Here is a 19,250-nt window from a genome sequence, read left to right on the forward strand (position 1 = left end):
CTACTATTATTTTTCTTTAGACTTAGCTCCTTTTACGGGTCCTACAAAAACGGAATCTTGAACAGGACTTACATAAGGTTTATTTTTTTTACCAAAAACAGAAACATTGATATAACGAGTAGGAAACAATCGCACATCTTGTAACAACAATTCCATTTCTTTGGTTGTTGATTTCAAATTAGAATACAACGCATCATCTTTTAACAACTTACCAGCTGAACCTTTACCGGCATTTAAATCCAATAAAATGGCATCTACTTTAGCCAATGAAGTATTGAAGTTTTTAACTGTTTTTCCTAAATCGGCTTTAGAAATCGAATCCGAAATTTTAGCAAAATCATTAGATATTTTCTTGAAATTGGTTACAACACCTTTTAAATCAGATTTATTGTCTGTCAAAATGGAATTCACATTGGCTGAAGCAGCATGGATTTCGACCATTGTTTTGCTTAACTCAGCTAAAGTAATCTTAAGATTTTCTTGGGATTTTTTGTCCAAAACACTATTAACACCTTGCAATAATTTTTCTACTTCAACTAATACCGTTTCAAATTTTGCTTGTAATGGAACTAATTTTTCTTGGATGGATGCTGTTAAACTCAGTTTCAATTCACCTGACAATTCCTGGCCATCCTCTGCCAATGTTTTATTTTTAAAATCGGGTTCAATTGCAATTTGTTTTCCACCTATAAAGCCTGGCTCATACAAAACCGCCGCACTAGTACTTGAAATAGGAAAGTCAGAAGTAATTTGCAATTCAACAACTATCGAACCATCCGTCTCATTGATTTTAATATCGTTTACTTTTCCAATAGCCAAACCATTTAATGTCACTGGAGCCGATTTAACAAGCCCTTCCACGTTGGTATAGGTTACAAAAAAGGTTTTGTAATTAGCAAACAGCGCTTTTCCTTTTAAAAAACTGTAGCCCCAAATAAACAATACTACAGAGGCTATGACTAAAACCGCTGTTTTGATTTCTCTTGATAGTTTCAAAATTTTATTTTTTTACAAAATTAACACTAAATAATTGACTTGCCTATAATTTCAATGCTTCTTGAATACTAATTTTAGTACCATTATTAAAAGCTACTAAAAACGCTGAGTTATACCCTTTCGATTTGGCCTCTTTTAACAAGTTCTTAGCTGTTTCATAATCGGATGTTTCACCAAACATATAAATAAAAGACTTTTTTAAATCAACTTTACTTATGGGTTCCAAACCTTTAAAATTCTTCGCTTCCAACGCTACTTCTTTGGGACTTACACCAATTTGAACTTTATAAATTAAAGCCGATTGCTTTTCTTTTACTGGTTCTGTTTTTTTGATGTCTTTGGTGTCAATTGCAACTTTTGGTTTCTCTTGAATCAAAGTGTCTTTAATTGGCTTAGGAACAATTCTTTTGGATGGTTTCAATTCTTTGATTGGTAAAATACCATCTCCAAAAAACTCATTTCTATAACTAATAATGGCATTAGCAATAGCTTCCGCCAATTCATATTGCCCTTCTTCTGAATTCAACAAATCTCCTTCTACTGGATTGGATACAAAGCCCATTTCGATTAACACTCTCGGCATATAGGCTTTGTGCAACACCATAAAAGGTGCTTGTTTTACTCCCCCATGACGTAATTTTTTTCCCAATTTCGCAAATTGTTCTTCAACTTTACTTGCTAAAAAAATACTGTTATCTAAAAATTCTTCTTGCATTAAGGTTAATCCCATAATTGATTCTGGCGAATTAGGATCAAAACCTTCGTATTTTTGTTTGTAATCTTTCTCTTTTGTAATTACCGAGTTTTCCTTTTTGGCCACTTCCAAATTAGACGCTAATTTGTTCAAACCCATTACATAGGTCTCAGTTCCATCGGCAGCGGTATTTTTATTAGCGTTGCAATGGATAGAAACAAAAATATCCGACTTGGCACGATTGGCAATATTAGCGCGTTCAATTAAATCGATAAAAACATCGGTATCTCGTGTATAAACAATATCAATCTTATTGGTACGCTCCAAAATTTTACCCACTTTCAATACAACTGCTAAAGCAATATTTTTTTCAATTCGGCCACTATAAACAGCGCCGTAGTCATGTGCACCATGACCGGCATCTAATGTAACTTTAAATTTAGGATTTTGAGCTGCAATTGGCATGGAAAGTACCAATAAGAAAAAGGAGTAAACACCTATTATTTTTGTATTAAAAGACATATATCTGAATGTTAATTTTAATTAAATCTAGATGGTTTTAAAATATTTATTTGACTATTTTTGCCGAAAATAATATGTAAGTTTGGCACATCAAAAAACAAACCATATTTTTACAAAAATAGCATTTAAACCTTTGCGTACAAACTTATTTCATATCGTTTTTCTAGGCTTTTTCCTAACAATTGGATTGGGTGAAATATATGGCCAAGATATCAATAAAAAAACGACTGCAATTAGCCCCGCGAGTACTATAAAAAATTCTAAAACTAATCCTGAAAAATCCCTTGAATCAGCAACTGATAGTACATCTAGTTTGGTAAAAAAAGACAGCACTACCAAGAAACAAGCCTTTTTAGACGGAAAAGTTAAATACAAAGCCAAGGATTATACGAAGATTGATCAAAAGAAAAAACACATTATTCTATATGATAATGCCGAATTGTATTATCAAGATGTTGAATTAAAATCTGGTATTATTCTTTTGGATTATGAAAAAGACGAGGTTTATGCTGGAAGAATTAAAGATTCCGCAGGAAACTACACGCAATTCCCTAATTTCAAACAAGGCGCTAATGTCGTTGAACCGGATTCAATTCGGTTTAATTTTAAAACTAAAAAAGCCATCATTTGGAACTCTCGTTCAGACCAAGGCGAATTCAAAATAAAAGCGGCACTTACCAAGAAGGAAAATGATTCGGTTTATTTTTTGAAAGGGGCCCGATTTACAACTTCTAAAGATGTAGATAATCCAGAATACTATTTTCAGACTAATAAAGTGAAATTTGTACCTGGTAAAAAAGTAGTTACTGGAGTTACAAATATGGTAATTGCCAATGTACCTACTCCGATTGCCTTACCTTTTGCTTTTTTTCCAATGTCAAAAGAAACTAGTATTTCAGGAATTTTATTACCCAGTTATAACGATTCTAATACAAGAGGTTTTTCACTTCAAAACGGAGGATATTATTTTGCTTTAAGCGACAATTATGATTTAACTGTATTAGGAGACTACTATACCAATGGAAGCTATGGGATGCGTTTTGAATCCAACTATGCCAAAAGATATAACTATCGTGGCAATGTAAATATTCGTTTTGAAAATTTAATTTCAAGCGAGAGAGGATATCCCGATTATTCCAAACAAAAAATTTATAACATCCAATGGTCTCACTCTCGAGATAGTAAAGCCAATCCAAATGCTAGTTTTTCAGCATCAGTCAATCTAGGGAGTAGTAAATATTTCAAACAATCTATCAATCAAGTCAACATAGGTTCAAATTTGAACAATACTATGAATTCTTCGGTTTCTTATTCCAGAAACTTTGTAGGTGCAGGACCTCAGTCCAGATTATCGATAACCGCCACACATTCGCAAAATACTCAAACCGAACAAATTGACATGACATTGCCAACGCTGCAATACAGTATAGACAGAGTTTATCCTTTTGTCAAAAAAGATGGCGTAAAAAAAGGATTTTTCAAAAACATCAATTTACAATATGATTTGAGTGCCAAAAATAGTATTTCAACCACTGATTCTTTATTTTTTAAACCTCAAATGTTTGAAAATGCAAAAGTAGGATTACAACACAGTATACCCTTGAGCACCAATTTCAAATTATTCAAATATTTTAGTGCTTCATCTTCCCTGAATTATAAAGAAGTTTGGTATACTAAAACCATCAATAAAAATTTCGATGCTACCCAAGGAAAAGTGGTAGATACCGAAGTAAAAGGTTTTGATGCGTTTAGGACCTATTCTTTTTCTTCAAGTCTTGGAACTACAATATATGGAACATTTAATCGTGGAGCCAATAAAAAAATTCAAGCTATTAGACATGTAATGCGTCCTTCTATTTCGTATGGTTATACACCGAGTTTTGAAAAATATTACGACACCTATGCTGCTGATGGAAGCGGAACGATGTTAAAGGAATACTCACGATTTGAAGGAGGTATTTTTGGTTCACCAAGTAGTTCTAATTCCAATAGTTTAGGATTTGATTTAAGCAATACTATTGAAGCTAAAGTAACCGATAGAGACAGCACCAAAACAGAAGCTAAAAAAGTAATGTTACTAAACAATTTAAATCTATCTACTAGTTATGATTTAAATGCAAATGGAGTAAGAACATTAGCTTGGTCACCAGTTCGAGTAAGTGGTGGTACCCAATTTTTTAATGATAAAATGAATGTTAATTTTGGAGCTACTCTAGATCCTTATGCCATAGACAATTCCGGTAAGAGAATTAATGTGTACAATATAGACAATGGCGGAAGTTTGTTTCGTATGACAAGCGCCAATATGACCCTTAATTATTCGCTTTCAAGCTCTGACAAAGCTAAAAAAAGTGATTCGGATCAAACCAAACGAAATGGTGGTCGAGAGGATGATTTATTTGGAAAACCGAATTTAGGTAATGAGCAAAAAAGTTTGTTTGATGAAAACGAAGATAAAGGTGAAGACACCGTTTCTGAATTTTTTCATTCCAAATTACCTTGGGATATGACCTTTGCTTATTCCTTAACTTATGGAAATAATAATCGTGAAAAGAAAATAATTGGCAACTCCATTATGATTTCAATTAATGCCGATTTAACTCCAAAATGGAAGACTGGAATTTCAACTGGATATGATTTTGTTCAAAAAGGTGTGACCTACACTCAAATTCGTTTTGAAAGAGATTTGTTAAGTTGGAGAATGGATTTCAATTGGTCTCCTTTTGGAACCTATGCTAATTGGGGCTTCTTTATTGGAATCAAATCTGGCGTATTGAGCGACATCAAATGGGATAAACGAAGTACAATCATTCGATAAATTAATAATTATGAAAAAAATACTCTTTACAGACAAAGCACCTGCTCCTATTGGCCCATATAATCAAGCCGTACTTTCAGGAAATACCTTATATACTTCAGGTCAAATTGCTATTAACCCAGCAACTGGAGATCTAGTTCTAGATTCTATAGAAATAGAAACTAAGCAAGTAATGGAAAACATGAAAGCGGTATTGGAATCTGCTGGGATGACCTTTGAAAATGTAGTTAAGTCAACCATATTCATTTCTAACATGAATGAATTTGCTACTATCAACAGCGTTTACGGCAGTTATTTTAACGAAAAAACCGCTCCAGCTCGTGAAACGGTTCAAGTGGCATGTTTGCCAAAAAATGTAAATGTAGAAATCTCTATGATTGCGGTTGCAAACTAAAATTAACTACAATTAAACTTATTTATTAGCTACGTGATACGCGATCAATCCATCGATTGGTCGTCTTAACACGTTACCTAATTTAATTTGGTATTTTTCAAAAGTCACCTCTAATTCTTCTTTTAGGTAAAAAGCAATTGAACCTACAAAATGAACAGGAACTTCTTGGTAATTATCGTATTGTCTGATGTAATTTTTGACAAAAGATTTCATCCCTTTGTATATGATTTTTTTACAGAAAGGATCTTCTTTATGTTGGATTAAGAATTTGGCAAAAGTCGCTAGATACGCATTTGGATTAGCTTCTTTGTACAATTTGCTCTTAATGTAATCAGGTGTCATATCGTACTCTTTTTCAAATTCAACTGCCAAATGCTGCGGCATTTTATTGAAATAATACTTTCTAATTAACTCTTTTCCAAAAACATTACCACTACAATCGTCCATTATAATATAACCTAATGATTGTACTTTCTGATGCAATTCTTTTCCATCAAAATAACTGCAATTGGAACCTGTACCTAAAATACTAACAATTGCTTTCTCTCCTTTTGGAGTAGTAGCAAATACAGCTGCATATGTATCTTCCTCAACTACAACAATAGCATTAGGAAAATAGGCTTGAAAAACTTGGGAAAGAAATAATTTCATTCGTTCAGTTCCACAACCCGCACCATAAAAGAATAAATGAGTTGCCTCATTTTTATTTTGCAATATATCAAAACGATCATTCAAACGTTCAATAACTTCTTCTTCATCCAGAATTTCTGGATTCAATCCTAAGGTTTGAGTAGTAAATAAAATTTTACCACTATCATCTATAGCTATCCAATCGGCTTTGGTAGAACCACTATCAACAATTAATTTCATCTTTTGGTTTTTTGGGTTTGTTTTGGTTTTTGGACTTTAATTTCCAATGCTCTAAAATTAAACTTTTAATAACGTTTTGGAAATAAGTAAATAGTGAAAAAACAAAATCCCGTTACAATAACAATAACGGGATTTTATTGAAAAAGTGTGTATTATTTTAAACCTGAAATATGTACAGATAAATCAATCAATTTACTTGAATATCCGTATTCATTATCATACCAAGAAATAATTTTGAAAAAAGTAGAATTCAAACCAATTCCAGCTTTAGCATCAATAATAGAAGTTCTTGAATCAGATACGAAGTCATTAGATACCACATCATCTTCAGTAAATCCTAAGATTCCTTTCATTGTAGTTTCAGATGCTTTTTTCAATACTGCCATAATCTCAGCATACGAAGTTTCTTTTGCTAATTTTACAGTTAAATCTACTGCTGAAACGTCAACAGTTGGAACACGCATTGACATACCTGTTAATTTTCCGTTTAATGAAGGAATAACAACTCCTACTGCTTTAGCAGCACCTGTAGAAGAAGGAATCATATTAACTAATGCAGAACGACCACCTCTAAAATCTTTTCTAGATGGACCATCGTTTGTCATTTGAGTTGAAGTTGTAGCGTGAACAGTAGTCATTAAACCTTCTACAATTTCGAAGTTATCGTGAATTACTTTAGCCATTGGAGCTAAACAGTTTGTAGTACAAGAAGCATTAGAAACAACTACGTCAGACGCTTTTGCAGTTTCGTGGTTCACTCCCATTACAAACATTGGAGCATCAGCTGAAGGAGCAGAAATAATTACTTTCTTTGCACCACCTTTGATGTGCTCGCTTGCAGTTTCAACTGTAGTAAAGAAACCTGTACATTCAGCAACTACATCAACATCCACTTCATTCCATTTCAAATCAGCTGGATTTCTTTCAGCAGTGATACGAATGTGTCTTCCGTTTACATATAATTTACCTTCTTTCACTTCAACAGTTCCATTGAAACGTCCGTGAACTGAATCATATTTTAATAAGTAAGCCAAGTGATCAACATCTAATAAATCATTGATAGCAACTACCTCAACATTATCTCTATTGAAAGACTCTCTAAAAACGATTCTTCCAATTCTTCCGAAACCGTTTATTCCTAATTTTACTTTTGACATTTTAATTTAATTTTAGATTTAGTTTATTTAGTGTGATTGTTATTTTGATTTGGCTTTAAAACCAAATATTTATTTATTTTTTAGATGGATACAATATCAGAAACACGTAATAATTCAGAATCAATTTCTGAGTGTCCTTTAATAGCTTGCTCTAGAGGAGTCAACGTGATTTTGTCTTGATTGATTCCTGCCATAAAATTTGATTTTCCTTCTAGCAAAGACTCAACAGCTTTTACACCAAGTCTACTCGCTAATACTCTATCAAAACAAGATGGCGAACCTCCTCTTTGCATATGACCTAAAACCGAAACTCTAACATCATATTCAGGTAAGTTAGATTCAACGTAATCTTTTAATTCAAAAACGCTTTTTCCAATTTTATCACCTTCAGCAATAACCACTATACTTGATGATTTCCCAGCTGCTTTACTCTTTTTAAGCGAGTCCAACAAACGGTCTAGTCCCATATCTTCTTCCGGGATTAGAATCTCTTCTGCTCCAGCTCCAATACCAGCATTTAATGCAATATGTCCCGCATCTCTACCCATCACCTCAACCAAAAACAAACGGTTGTGAGAACTTGCTGTATCACGAATTTTATCAATGACTTCAACTACAGTGTTTAAAGCAGTATCGTATCCTAAAGTGTGGCTGGTTCCAAAAATATCGTTATCAATTGTACCTGGAATTCCAATTACAGGAAAGTCATATTCTGAGTTGAATAATAATGCCCCAGTAAAACTTCCGTCTCCACCAATAACAACAAAAGCATCGATTTCAGCTTTTACCAAATTATCGTATGCTTTTTTTCTTCCTTCGGGAGTTTTAAATTCCATAGAACGAGCCGATTTTAAAATCGTACCCCCTTTATTAATAATGTTGTTCACGCTTCGAGGTCCCATTTCTTTGAAGTCACCTTCAATCATTCCTTGGTACCCTCTGTAAATACCCACACATCCAATATTATGGAACGCACAAGTTCTTACAACTGAACGAATAGCAGCATTCATTCCTGGCGAATCACCACCAGAAGTAAGAACACCTATTTTTCTTATTTTATTTGACATTATTGTTTGTATTTGGCGCTAAATTAATAAACGCGAATTAGTTTCAAAGCGATGTATTTAATAAATTATAGAACTACTTAAAATTCAAACGTTTTCGTTAATAAGTTTTAAATTAGAGAATTAAAAATACTATTTATTTAAGAAAATGTAATAATTATGTTATATAATGATAATATTTGAATTTGGGCCCCTTAATCCTCTTCTGGTACTCTGCCTTCTCGATTTTGTTTGGGTTGATCCTTTGTTGATTTTTTTGAATTCGAAAATTGAATAAAATCAGGCGTCCTATCCGAATCCTGGTCTAAATACTCTGCAGGTATTGTTTGTATTACTCGTTTTTTCTTGAACATTTTTTGAATTAACTCTTTAAAAGTATCAAAATCTACTTCATAGGTAAAACCTAATCCTTGAGTATACCCAATTCCTTGGCCAATATAATTAATATCATTTTCCTTATTAAATATACGCCCATTCAAGGTACCCTCTTCGTTCAATCTCCAAAGCAATTCAACATTTCCAATAAATGCTGTTTGATTGATACCCCCAAATGGAACACCAAACTTGCCATTAATTGTAACTCTCTCATTAATTTTGGAAGAAATAGATGCTTCAAAACGACCGTCTGTTTCTTTACCCAATCGCCTGTCTGCACCAACCACATTAATTCCGACATTAAATTTTTCATCTTCAGACTTGATGACATTGCCCAATAATCCTGTAGCCGTTTCAAACAAACTACCAGACAAATCACTTTGGTTCATTCCTTCAGAGCTTAAGAAACTTCCCGTTGAAAGTAAATACAAAGCTTGTGTTTGACGAACATCTTTATCGTATAGTTTGGTTTGAATTTCTGATTTTAAAACCGAACTTACAGTAGGAAAATCGATATTGAAATCGGGATCTGGACTCATCAAATCACCTCTAATTCCAATGACTACTTCTACAGGAACTTTTTTGTTAAACGACGAATTATCAATCAATAAAGATGGATTTGCAGTTGTTTTATATACGGCTTCTAAATTTAATTGCGCTTTCAATGGATTGCCATCCCATGAAATCGACCCTCCTTTTTTGACAGAAAAACGCTTGTTGATACCTGTAGTTCTAAAGTTGTAAGTCCCTTCGTATGCTTGAAAATCGCCCCACATATTGAATTTTCCTAGAGTATTGATTTTAAACAAAAGAGAACCATTCCCTTTTCCTTTCATTCCGTGACCCGAATTTCTATCCAATATAACCTCAACCTCAGCATCAGGTGTTATATTAAAATCAAACTCTAGCTCCAATCCATTATAATCTCTTATTTTTTCTGTAATTCCTTTTTGCAAATTGAATTTTTCTTTTGCCGTAACAAAATGCAAAAATGAATTTTCACTAACACTCTCGGAATTGTTAATTGGAATTTTTATTGATGTTCCTTTTTCAGACTTTGCATCTACAACAATTTTAAGATTGTTTGTTAATCCATTGATCGTTGCCGAACCATTTATAAATGCAGTGCCGTAGTAAGCTGCATCTTCTTTGTCTTTTGTGTCTAATGCCAAAAATCGTTTTGAAGCTACCGCTAAATCTAATTTCCAATTGGAAAAATTTTTATGCTCAATATTACCATTCAACACACCTTTGGTTCCATACTTGGAATCTGTTAATGAATTATTTCTAAATAGAAATTTTTCATCTGTAACATCCACAATGGTTCTAGATGCTAATTCATAATCAACTCCAATATAAGGAATACTCATACCTGCTTTATCCAGATACAAGCGTCCGTTAATTTCTGGCGAATTGACATTGCCTTGAATCGTAGCATTTCCTGAAACTAACCCACGAATATTAGTTAAGATCTCTCCTCCTACCGAGCTAAGTGTAGCCAACTTGAACTCATCAAATTTAACCCGTAAATCAAGCAAGGTTTCATTATTTTGAATGGCAAGATTTCCTCCTGCATTAAACGATTCAAAACCATTATTATTAATAGTTGAGTTAATAGCAAAATTGGACAAACTCTGATCTCCTTCTATATCAAACTGTAAAACACCAAGATCTGTTTTATTCAGTTGCAATTGATCTATAACCAAAGAGGCTGTCGGTCTATAAATCGCTTTGTCTTGCTTAAAATTAATTGCTCCATTAATGTTTCCGTCAAAAACAAACAAATCGTCCTCTGGTGTAATTTTATTTAGATTGACATCTTTAAAACTTAATTTAAGGTCTTTATAATTAGTACCTCTTAGAGCACCTTTCAATTCTATTCGTTGGTTTTCATGCGAAAGAACAATATCCTCAATAGTAAACTCTTTCAACTCTTTATCAAAAACAATTCGATTATCTTGTGTATCATTTTCGTTCAAAAACCACAAATAATCTTTGAATTTCACTTCGGACTTACTAATTCCTACTACATTCTTATTTTCTTTATCAATTGTATGGTATAAGTTCAAATTAAAATAATCTTCGCCTTTAGTTCCACCCTTAAATTCTGTTCGAATAAAAAGAGAATCTTTCATCGTCACATTAATCAAACTGAAATCTCGAATTTTATAATATTTTGATTTAATTGAATCCAGTTCAATAAAGGCATTGTATAATGGATTTTTATTGTCAATTTTTACTCGGACATTATCCAGTGTATTCTCTGAAGCGGAGATTTGTGGTGAATTAAAATTTAATTTAAACTCATTTTTATCGGAGTTGATCGTTCCACTTAGCTTTGTATTGGACCCAATAGAAACTTTTGGAAAAAGTACTTCTACAATTTTATTGTTGATTGAAAAATCAAAATTTAAAAATTGTCCTCGTTCTACTTTATTGGGTTTGTAGTTAGCATACAAACTTCCCAACGAATTTTCAATCAAATGTTGCAACTGGTTAAACTTGTATTTTCCTACAATCTTTCCTTCCACAATATCAGGGGAGTTGACTGTTATCGTGCGCTTATTATCCGAATCAAAACTTGAATTAATGGTAAAATCATCAAAATAATAGGTTGATTTTGAATTGGTATAGGTGGTTCGGTTAATAAAAATAGTGCCATTTAAATTATCCGTTGAATTTCCTGATGCCTGAACAATGACATCTCCTTTTAGAATTGATTTTGGATCCTTAGTGAATTGTAACTGATTTAAATTGGCATTTTCAATTCCAATATTAAAATCAAAGCGATTCTCTTTTTTAGACCAATCCATCAATCCGTCAAAAGTCATGTTCAAGTTAGGATCCGACACCGAAATTTTCCCTTGGTAAATGGGCATTTTAAAATTTCCATTCACTTCAATATTGGAATAGGAATACTTTTTAAAATCTAATTGGGATAGGGAGCCACTAATTTTAGTATTTAAATATTTCTCGGTAAAGCCAATTCCATCTATACTTAGATTAGCGCTTATTTTTCCCAAATCTTTTTCAGATACAAAAGTGCCTAAATCAAATTGATCTAAAACTACTTTACCCACATAAGAGGCTTTATCAATAAAATCAATTGAATGCATTACAAAATTGGATTTCACATTTCCTAAAGCGGTGCGCATTGTAAAATCAGCTTCAATAAATTTAGTGGTCAATTCCGTTTTTCCAACCAAATTGAATTGCCCTAATTTTTTTAAATTTAAAGGCAATGTCTTACCCAACACATTAGGCAATAAACTTATTAGATCATTATAGCTAGACGAAAGAGTGCTAAACTTTCCTTTCATATAAAATTCCTTTCCTTTATTAGGAAACAAATTTTTAAATCGGATAGCACCAATCATTTTGCTTTTATTCGAACTTACTAAATTTATTTGGCTGACTTTTAAATTATTTAATGACCCTAGTGCATTGGCTTTCAAATAAAAAAATTGATTTTTACCCAATTCTTTGTAAAAACAACGAATATCGTTCGTAGCCAAAGTAGAAGAGGCTAATTGTACATCAAATTGTACTTTATTATTGAAATCGGCAAAATCTTCGATTGCATAATTCAAAGCAACATTCGCCTTAATTTCAGAATTTTCTTTGGTCAAGGCCTCTAATTTGGTTAGTTTCAATTGTTTTTTAGTATAACTAAATAAACCACTAAGCCTTTTGACATAGATACCACGATGATCTAAAAATGACATTTTCAGAATCGAAGTAGTCACATCTGGACCATACAATTTAAAATCAGAAAGTTGAATGTTCAATTTGGTAAAATCGACATCTTTGGGTATAACTCGATTTTCATCGGTCAAAATAAAATGTCCTTTGGTAATTTTAGCTTCTTTGGCAGTCAATAAAAAATGTTTATCCGTAGCCGTTGTATCTTTCCCAAAGGCATTAATAAAAACATCTAAATTAGTTAGCTTTTCTTTTTTGTAGGTTTTAAGATGGAATAAAACACCATCTAAATGCAATTCGCTAAAAATCAAATCACCATCCAGTAATTTCTTCCCTTCCAAAATGGAAGTTTTAATCCGATTACTGTAGATTAAAGTATCTTGATGATGATCTCTAATCAATACATTTTTAAATTTTACTCCGCCAAAAGGAGAAATTGCTACCTCGTCTATGCTAATATCTGTTCCAAAGTCGTCATTAATCGAAGTCATAACGTATTTAGCAATGCTAGTTTGCACTACAGGCAAGCTAAGTGCAATACCTAGAATCAGCAAAAACAGGAGGAATCCTATTAGCGAATACGATACTATTTTTTTGACGTTTTTGATACGGCTACTAATTTAATTCTTTGAAAGTCTAATTTGCTCACGCAAAGGAGACGCTTTAAATAAAAATTCTTTAATTTTGGCAAGGCTGAAAAATAGATACAGCACGCCAAATATAATTTAAAATTCGCGCTTTTTTATGCAAAATTCCGAGGTTTTTATTCTTGCCATCGAAAGTTCGTGTGACGATACCGCTGCAGCCGTTTTACATAACGACAAAGTGCTCTCAAATGTTGTTGCTAATCAATTGATTCACAATCAATATGGTGGCGTTGTTCCCGAATTAGCTTCTAGAGCGCACCAACAAAATATAGTTCCTGTTATTGATGCTGCACTGCGAAAAGCGAATATACAAAAAGAACAACTGTCAGCTATTGCATTCACTCAAGGACCCGGATTAATGGGATCGTTGCTAGTAGGAAGTTCTTTTGCAAAATCGTTGGCATTAGCATTGCAAATTCCATTAATCGCAGTCAATCATATGCACGCTCATATTTTAGCGCATTTCATTGACGAAGAAGGATATGACAAACCCGAGTTTCCTTTTTTAGCCTTAACCATTAGTGGAGGGCATACTCAAATTGTTCGTGTCGATGGCTTTTTTGATATGACGATTATTGGGGAAACCACAGATGATGCTGTTGGCGAGGCTTTTGACAAGAGCGCCAAAATACTTGGCCTTCCCTATCCAGGCGGACCTTTGGTAGACAAATATGCGCAATTAGGAAATCCAAAAGCCTTTGCGTTTACCAAACCTAAAGTACCCGGATTGGATTTTAGTTTCTCAGGTTTAAAAACTGCTATTTTATATTTTATCCAGAAGAAACAATTGGAAAACCCTAATTTTATCGAAGAAAACACCAACGATATTTGCGCTTCCATTCAACATACCATTATTGAAATATTGATGGATAAATTGAAACTAGCTGTCAAAGAAACTGGAATCAAACAAATTGCCATTGGCGGAGGTGTTTCGGCTAATTCCGGAATACGCGCCACTTTAAAAGAGGCCGAAAAAAAATACGGATGGAAAACTTTCATTCCTAAATTTGAATACACCACCGATAATGCTGCAATGATTGGAATTGTTGGTTATCAAAAGTTTTTATCTGAACATTTTGAAACGTCTTCGGTTGTTTCTAAAGCACGAATCCAATTTTAAAACTATGCAATTATTCTATAATGCCACTATAAACGAAACTACGGAAACCTTTACTTTTGATAGAGAAGAAAGTAAACACATAATTAAAGTGTTGCGTAAGAAAGATGAAGATATATTATTTGTAACTAATGGTTTAGGTTTTTTATTTACAACAAAAATTATATTGGCTTCTGATTCAAAATGCACTGTTGAAATTGTTTCGTTTGAAAAAGCGTCAATGCCAAAATTGCATTTGCATTTGGCGGTAGCGCCAACCAAAATGAACGACCGTTACGAGTGGTTTTTAGAAAAAGCAACCGAAATTGGCATTCAAGAAATTACACCTATCATTTGTGATCGTTCAGAAAGAAAAGTGATCAATCCGGAGCGTTTTGAAAAAATTATTCTTTCAGCAATGAAACAATCGAACGCTTTGTATTTACCCAAACTAAATCCAGCAATTTCATTCAAAGAATTTGTAAAGCAAAAAAAAGAAGGACTACAACTTATAGCTCATTGCGAAGAAACCGATAAAAAAACATTAAAAGCTGTTTTAGAACCTAATACTGATGTTACTTTATTAATCGGTCCCGAAGGTGATTTTTCTGAAAAAGAAATCGTACTAGCATTAGAACAACACTACATTCCTGTTACTTTAGGCACTACGAGACTTCGTACTGAAACTGCTGCTGTGGTAGCTTGCCACAGTGTGGTATTCTTCAATGAGAATTAAAATCAATGCAACTTACACACGCAAATACACATTTCGAAAAAAGAAGTTTTCCAATCACCTTAGTGTGTGATCATATCTATTTTCAACAAAACTTAGGCTCATTGTTCCGAATTGGAGAAGCTTTCGGAATTGAAAAAATCATTTTTATTGGCAAGGACATTCCATTGACTCCTAGGAAAATCAATAAAACTTCACGCAGTACTCATTTACAAATTCCACATAGTATTATAGAAGAAACGACTGAAGCTATCGCATTATTACAAGAAGAAGAATACCACATTATTGCATTAGAAATCACAAGCACAAGTAATCCGATTCAACAATTATCGGTTCCTAAAAATAAAAAAGTTGCTTTATTAATTGGCAATGAAATTGAGGGTATTAGTTCCGATTTATTGGCTATTGCTAACCAAATAACGCATATCACGATGTATGGCTACAACAGCAGTATGAATGTAGTTCAAGCGACTAGTATTGCACTGTATGAAATAAGCAATCGAATGAATGAATTGCCTAAATGAATTGATTTTTTTGATTCTTTTCCTATCTTTATAACTTAATGTCAGTTTATTAAATCCAATTCATAAATGATTACACCCAAAACAATTGCAAACGGAATTCTAAGATCGATTGGTTTTTTGGTACTTATTGGAATATCTCTCTATTTTATATACCAAATTCAGGCAGTAATTGTGTACTTAATAGTTTCATTAATTCTCACGCTTATTGGTAAACCCATCATGAGTTTTTTAAAAACCAGATTGCGATTTCCTAATACATTAGCAACCATAACTACATTAATTTTCTTTTTTCTACTTATCGTAGGGTTTATTTCGTTGTTTATTCCTTTGATATTATCGCAAAGCGAAAGCTTGTCATTACTCAACACCGCCGAAATTGAGCAAAACATCAATCAGCTAATTCATCAAATTGTAGTATTCTTAGACAATCACAATGTAGATTCTGCGCGTTTTTTAAAAGAAACCAATATCAGTTCTAAAATTGATTTCAATTTTGTACCGCAATTATTGAATACTATTCTCAATACCATTAGCAGTTTTGGCGTTGGCTTAGCCTCTGTTTTTTTTATCACTTTTTTCTTTTTGAAAGATAAGACATACTTTATTGAAAACTTAAAACTACTAATCCCCGACTCACACGAAGCTCCCATCATTAATTCATTGGACAAAATCAATCACCTACTGTCGCGCTACTTTATTGGTTTACTACTACAGCTGGGAATCGTGTTTATTTTGTACCTAATTGTACTGTCCATTTTTGGAATTTCAAATGCCTTCATCATTGCTTTCTTATGCGCGGTACTCAATATCATCCCTTATATCGGACCACTAATTGCATCCATAATCGCTGCTGTTTTAACCATGATCAGTCATTTAGGCAATGACTTTCAAACCGAAACCTTGCCTATTACAATTTATATTTTGATTGGATTTTGGATCGTACAACTAATTGATAACAATCTTTCCCAACCGATTATTTTTTCGAAGAGTGTGAGCTCGCATCCCTTAGAAATTTTCTTGGTGATCCTAATTGCTGGGTTTCTTTCTGGTATAGTAGGAATGGTGATCGCAGTGCCTTTGTACACTATTTTAAAAGTGATTGGGAAAGAATTTTTCCCTAATAATGTGGTGATTCAATTATTAACTAAAAACATTTAGACTTGGATTTAGCCATTTTAAATCCTAGCATTCAGGAATTCATTCAAAAGCAAATCGGAATATCGGTTGCGAAATTAGCGCTGCAAAAAAATCCGTTTCCAGAAGTGGAATGGATTGCTATATTGAACCAAATTGAAGCCAAAACAAAAGCAAAAGAAAAATTACCTACTTGGTATAACACCGCTAATATTATCTATCCCTCAAAGATTTCGGCGGAACAAACCTCTTCGGAAAGCACCGCCCAATACAAATCAAGCCTTATACAAGGAGAAAACCTTATTGATTTAACGGGCGGATTTGGAGTTGACGATTTTTACTTTACCAAACAATTTACATCCGTAACCCATTGCGAAATCAATTCGGATTTATCTGCAATTGTAAAGCATAATTTTGAGCAATTGGGCGTAACGAATATTGACTGCATTCCAGGAGATAGCCAAGCTACACTAGAAACACTTCCAACAAAATGGGATTGGATGTACATTGATCCTTCGCGACGTAATGATGCCAAAGGCAAAGTCTTTATGCTCAAAGATTGTTTGCCCAATGTTCCTGAAAATTTAGATTTCTATTTTAATAAATCAAAAGCCATTTTAATTAAGACTGCACCCTTATTGGATCTTGCAGCTGGCCTTTCTGAATTGCAGAATGTCAAAGCAATTCATATTGTGGCTTTGGAAAACGAAGTCAAAGAATTACTTTGGGAATTGCACAAAAATTACTCTGGTGTAACAACTATCAAAACAGTTAATATCACTAAAGAAGCAAATACTACTTTTGAATTTAATCTTAACGAAGATGGTGTCGAGGCGAGTTATTCGTTACCAAAACGCTATGTATACGAGCCTAATAGCGCCATTATGAAATCGGGTGGGTTTAATGAAATCAGTATGCAATACCAATTGGATAAATTACACAAACATTCGCATTTGTACACTTCGAATGATTTAATTGATTTTCCAGGACGTGTGTTTGAAATACTACACAACTTTCCTTACTCAAAAAAGGAAATCAAAACACATCTTGAAAACACCAAGTACAATATTACCACACGTAATTTTCCCGAAACGGTAGAAACTATTCGCAAAAAATGGAAAATCAAAGAAGGAGGAAATTCCTATTGTTTTTGTACAACCGATATGAAAAATGATAAAATAGTTTTACTTTGCACCAAAATAAAATAACCATGAAAAACGCAGTTGCAATCGCTTTCTTTTTGATCAGTTTTGTCACATTGGCACAAAAACCATGTGAATACACCACTAACGTAACAGATTCTATTGGCACTTATAAATCGACCAAAGAATACATGATTGCTGAGAAAAACTTTGGCGAAACGGCTAGTTATATTTTCTTTTCATTAGCAGTTGCCGACGGAATGCCTTTGTTGAACGTGCAATTGATTCAAAAAAGCAAAGGCTTCATGAAAGCCAATTGTTTTGACAAAAATTCTAAATTATTTTTACAATTAAACAATGGAAAAGTTGTAACATTGATCCATATTGACCAGGAAAACTGTGGGTCGATGCTTCGCGATGAAAAAGGATTTGACAATCGCTTGACACCCGGAACTTTTATGTTTATGAAAGATAGTTTTGACGAATTGAAAAAATCACCGGTGTCGATGATGCGCATCAAATACTTGACGGATACTGAAGATTATGTACTAAAAAAACAATTCACATCGGAATTGAATAATGAAGTATACGAACCTGAAACCTATTTTATCCAAAATATTGACTGTGCTAAATAATCAATTGTAAAGTCAATTAATTACATAGCCATTTAGTATTGGAAACTTTCTCTTTAGCAGCATTTTTTAAATTATAATGCCACCACTCCGAATCAAAGGAAACGAAGCCGCTTTTCTGCATGATTCTTTTGAGAAGTATTCTATTTTTCTTCACTTCATCTGGAAGATTGTCAAAATTATGACTGGCTTCAGGTCCAAAGAAATCAAAAGGTGTTCCCATGTCTAATTGTTTTCCATCAGTATCGACTAAAGTAATATCGACCGCTCCTCCTCTATTATGTATTGAGCCTTTGGCGGGATCAGCTACATAGTCGGGATTGGAAACAATTTGCCACATTCTTTTTTGGATATCCAAAGGACGGTAACAATCAAAAAGTTGAATACGATATCCTTTTTTTATGAATTTGGTATTGGCTTTTACCAGCGCTTTTACCGTTTTTAACCGCAAAAAACATTCGGCACAATCGTACACTTTTGCTTTCAAAAAATTATCTTCTGTGGCATACTTCATATCATAGACAAAGTCAGCACTATAGTCTTTCAAATTAACAAAAGTAGTGTCAGCAATTACTACTTCCTGCTGAGAATACAGCCGAGAAGTACCGAAAAATAAAACCAATAGTAAAAAAGAGAAAATCAATCGCATCGCGTAGTATTCTAAAATTATTAGCTAAAAGTATTTCTTTTTTTTGACTCTATAGCACCACTTTTATTAAATTTGAGTTCGGCAAATGCTAACCCAATAGA

Annotated in this window: 15 protein-coding genes; 8 read left to right on the forward strand and 7 right to left on the reverse strand. The window is 33.2% G+C overall.

What is annotated here, in order from left to right; all coding sequences use genetic code 11:
• Window positions 1-6 precede the first annotated feature (6 nt).
• Together LPC21_RS08615 and LPC21_RS08620 are read right to left on the reverse strand one after the other, a co-directional pair.
• Window positions 7-996 carry an MlaD family protein gene (locus LPC21_RS08615; protein WP_229316762.1) on the reverse strand — a complete coding sequence of 330 codons (990 nt, stop codon included), beginning with the start codon at window positions 994-996 and terminating at the stop codon, window positions 7-9.
• A gap of 43 nt (window positions 997-1,039) precedes the next feature.
• Window positions 1,040-2,212 (reverse strand): N-acetylmuramoyl-L-alanine amidase family protein, encoded by a 1,173-nt coding sequence (locus LPC21_RS08620; protein ID WP_229316763.1) that lies wholly within the window; start codon window positions 2,210-2,212, stop codon window positions 1,040-1,042.
• Window positions 2,213-2,294: 82 nt separating this feature from the next.
• Here LPC21_RS08620 and LPC21_RS08625 point away from each other — a divergent pair, with 82 nt between their 5' ends.
• Window positions 2,295-5,030, forward strand: a complete 2,736-nt coding sequence (locus LPC21_RS08625) for a putative LPS assembly protein LptD (protein WP_229316764.1) — start codon at window positions 2,295-2,297, stop codon at window positions 5,028-5,030.
• A gap of 10 nt (window positions 5,031-5,040) precedes the next feature.
• Window positions 5,041-5,424: a RidA family protein gene (locus tag LPC21_RS08630; RefSeq protein ID WP_229316765.1), complete on the forward strand. Its 384-nt coding sequence runs from the start codon at window positions 5,041-5,043 to the stop codon at window positions 5,422-5,424.
• 18 nt (window positions 5,425-5,442) lie between these two features.
• Here LPC21_RS08630 and LPC21_RS08635 read toward each other — a convergent pair whose 3' ends face one another.
• The 4 genes from LPC21_RS08635 to LPC21_RS08650 all read right to left on the reverse strand — a co-directional run bounded on the left by LPC21_RS08635 (window position 5,443) and on the right by LPC21_RS08650 (window position 13,083).
• Window positions 5,443-6,294, reverse strand: a complete 852-nt coding sequence (locus tag LPC21_RS08635) for an N-acetylglucosamine kinase (protein WP_229316766.1) — start codon at window positions 6,292-6,294, stop codon at window positions 5,443-5,445.
• 152 nt (window positions 6,295-6,446) lie between these two features.
• Complete coding sequence (gene gap, locus LPC21_RS08640; RefSeq protein ID WP_229316767.1) at window positions 6,447-7,451, reverse strand: type I glyceraldehyde-3-phosphate dehydrogenase; 1,005 nt, start codon at window positions 7,449-7,451, stop codon at window positions 6,447-6,449.
• Window positions 7,452-7,531: 80 nt separating this feature from the next.
• Window positions 7,532-8,518 carry a 6-phosphofructokinase gene (gene pfkA / locus LPC21_RS08645; protein WP_229316768.1) on the reverse strand — a complete coding sequence of 329 codons (987 nt, stop codon included), beginning with the start codon at window positions 8,516-8,518 and terminating at the stop codon, window positions 7,532-7,534.
• A gap of 191 nt (window positions 8,519-8,709) precedes the next feature.
• Window positions 8,710-13,083, reverse strand: coding sequence for a translocation/assembly module TamB domain-containing protein (locus LPC21_RS08650; protein ID WP_229316769.1), 4,374 nt, complete (start codon window positions 13,081-13,083; stop codon window positions 8,710-8,712).
• Window positions 13,084-13,336: 253 nt separating this feature from the next.
• On the opposite strand from LPC21_RS08650, the gene tsaD reads away from it, so the two are divergent.
• The 6 genes from tsaD (at window position 13,337) to LPC21_RS08680 (ending at window position 18,503) form a co-directional block, all read left to right on the forward strand.
• Window positions 13,337-14,359, forward strand: a complete 1,023-nt coding sequence (gene tsaD, locus LPC21_RS08655; RefSeq protein ID WP_229316770.1) for a tRNA (adenosine(37)-N6)-threonylcarbamoyltransferase complex transferase subunit TsaD — start codon at window positions 13,337-13,339, stop codon at window positions 14,357-14,359.
• 4 nt (window positions 14,360-14,363) lie between these two features.
• Window positions 14,364-15,071, forward strand: coding sequence for a 16S rRNA (uracil(1498)-N(3))-methyltransferase (locus LPC21_RS08660; RefSeq protein WP_229316771.1), 708 nt, complete (start codon window positions 14,364-14,366; stop codon window positions 15,069-15,071).
• A 5-nt stretch (window positions 15,072-15,076) separates the two neighbouring features.
• Complete coding sequence (locus tag LPC21_RS08665) at window positions 15,077-15,592, forward strand: TrmH family RNA methyltransferase (RefSeq protein WP_229316772.1); 516 nt, start codon at window positions 15,077-15,079, stop codon at window positions 15,590-15,592.
• 66 nt (window positions 15,593-15,658) lie between these two features.
• Entirely contained in the window at window positions 15,659-16,750 is a 1,092-nt protein-coding gene (locus LPC21_RS08670; RefSeq protein ID WP_229316773.1) for an AI-2E family transporter, read from the forward strand.
• A gap of 2 nt (window positions 16,751-16,752) precedes the next feature.
• On the forward strand, window positions 16,753-17,934 hold the full coding sequence (locus LPC21_RS08675; protein WP_229316774.1) for a class I SAM-dependent methyltransferase: 1,182 nt from the start codon (window positions 16,753-16,755) through the stop codon (window positions 17,932-17,934).
• A gap of 2 nt (window positions 17,935-17,936) precedes the next feature.
• Window positions 17,937-18,503 (forward strand): hypothetical protein, encoded by a 567-nt coding sequence (locus LPC21_RS08680; protein WP_229316775.1) that lies wholly within the window; start codon window positions 17,937-17,939, stop codon window positions 18,501-18,503.
• A gap of 16 nt (window positions 18,504-18,519) precedes the next feature.
• Here LPC21_RS08680 and ddpX read toward each other — a convergent pair whose 3' ends face one another.
• Window positions 18,520-19,149, reverse strand: coding sequence for a D-alanyl-D-alanine dipeptidase (gene ddpX / locus LPC21_RS08685; RefSeq protein ID WP_229316776.1), 630 nt, complete (start codon window positions 19,147-19,149; stop codon window positions 18,520-18,522).
• Between the last annotated feature and the right edge of the window lie 101 nt (window positions 19,150-19,250).

The organism is Flavobacterium ammoniigenes, assembly GCF_020886055.1.
In the GTDB taxonomy this organism is placed as follows: Bacteria; Bacteroidota; Bacteroidia; order Flavobacteriales; family Flavobacteriaceae; genus Flavobacterium; species Flavobacterium ammoniigenes.

Coding starts and splice junctions, on each gene's coding strand:
- LPC21_RS08620 (WP_229316763.1), bottom strand. CDS start 2,212: ATGTCTTTTAATACAAAAATAATAGGTGTTTACTCCTTTTTCTTATTG.
- LPC21_RS08630 (WP_229316765.1), top strand. CDS start 5,041: ATGAAAAAAATACTCTTTACAGACAAAGCACCTGCTCCTATTGGCCCA.
- LPC21_RS08635 (WP_229316766.1), bottom strand. CDS start 6,294: ATGAAATTAATTGTTGATAGTGGTTCTACCAAAGCCGATTGGATAGCT.
- gap (WP_229316767.1), bottom strand. CDS start 7,451: ATGTCAAAAGTAAAATTAGGAATAAACGGTTTCGGAAGAATTGGAAGA.
- pfkA (WP_229316768.1), bottom strand. CDS start 8,518: ATGTCAAATAAAATAAGAAAAATAGGTGTTCTTACTTCTGGTGGTGAT.
- LPC21_RS08650 (WP_229316769.1), bottom strand. CDS start 13,083: ATGACTTCGATTAATGACGACTTTGGAACAGATATTAGCATAGACGAG.
- tsaD (WP_229316770.1), top strand. CDS start 13,337: ATGCAAAATTCCGAGGTTTTTATTCTTGCCATCGAAAGTTCGTGTGAC.
- LPC21_RS08660 (WP_229316771.1), top strand. CDS start 14,364: ATGCAATTATTCTATAATGCCACTATAAACGAAACTACGGAAACCTTT.
- LPC21_RS08665 (WP_229316772.1), top strand. CDS start 15,077: ATGCAACTTACACACGCAAATACACATTTCGAAAAAAGAAGTTTTCCA.
- LPC21_RS08670 (WP_229316773.1), top strand. CDS start 15,659: ATGATTACACCCAAAACAATTGCAAACGGAATTCTAAGATCGATTGGT.
- LPC21_RS08680 (WP_229316775.1), top strand. CDS start 17,937: ATGAAAAACGCAGTTGCAATCGCTTTCTTTTTGATCAGTTTTGTCACA.
- ddpX (WP_229316776.1), bottom strand. CDS start 19,149: ATGCGATTGATTTTCTCTTTTTTACTATTGGTTTTATTTTTCGGTACT.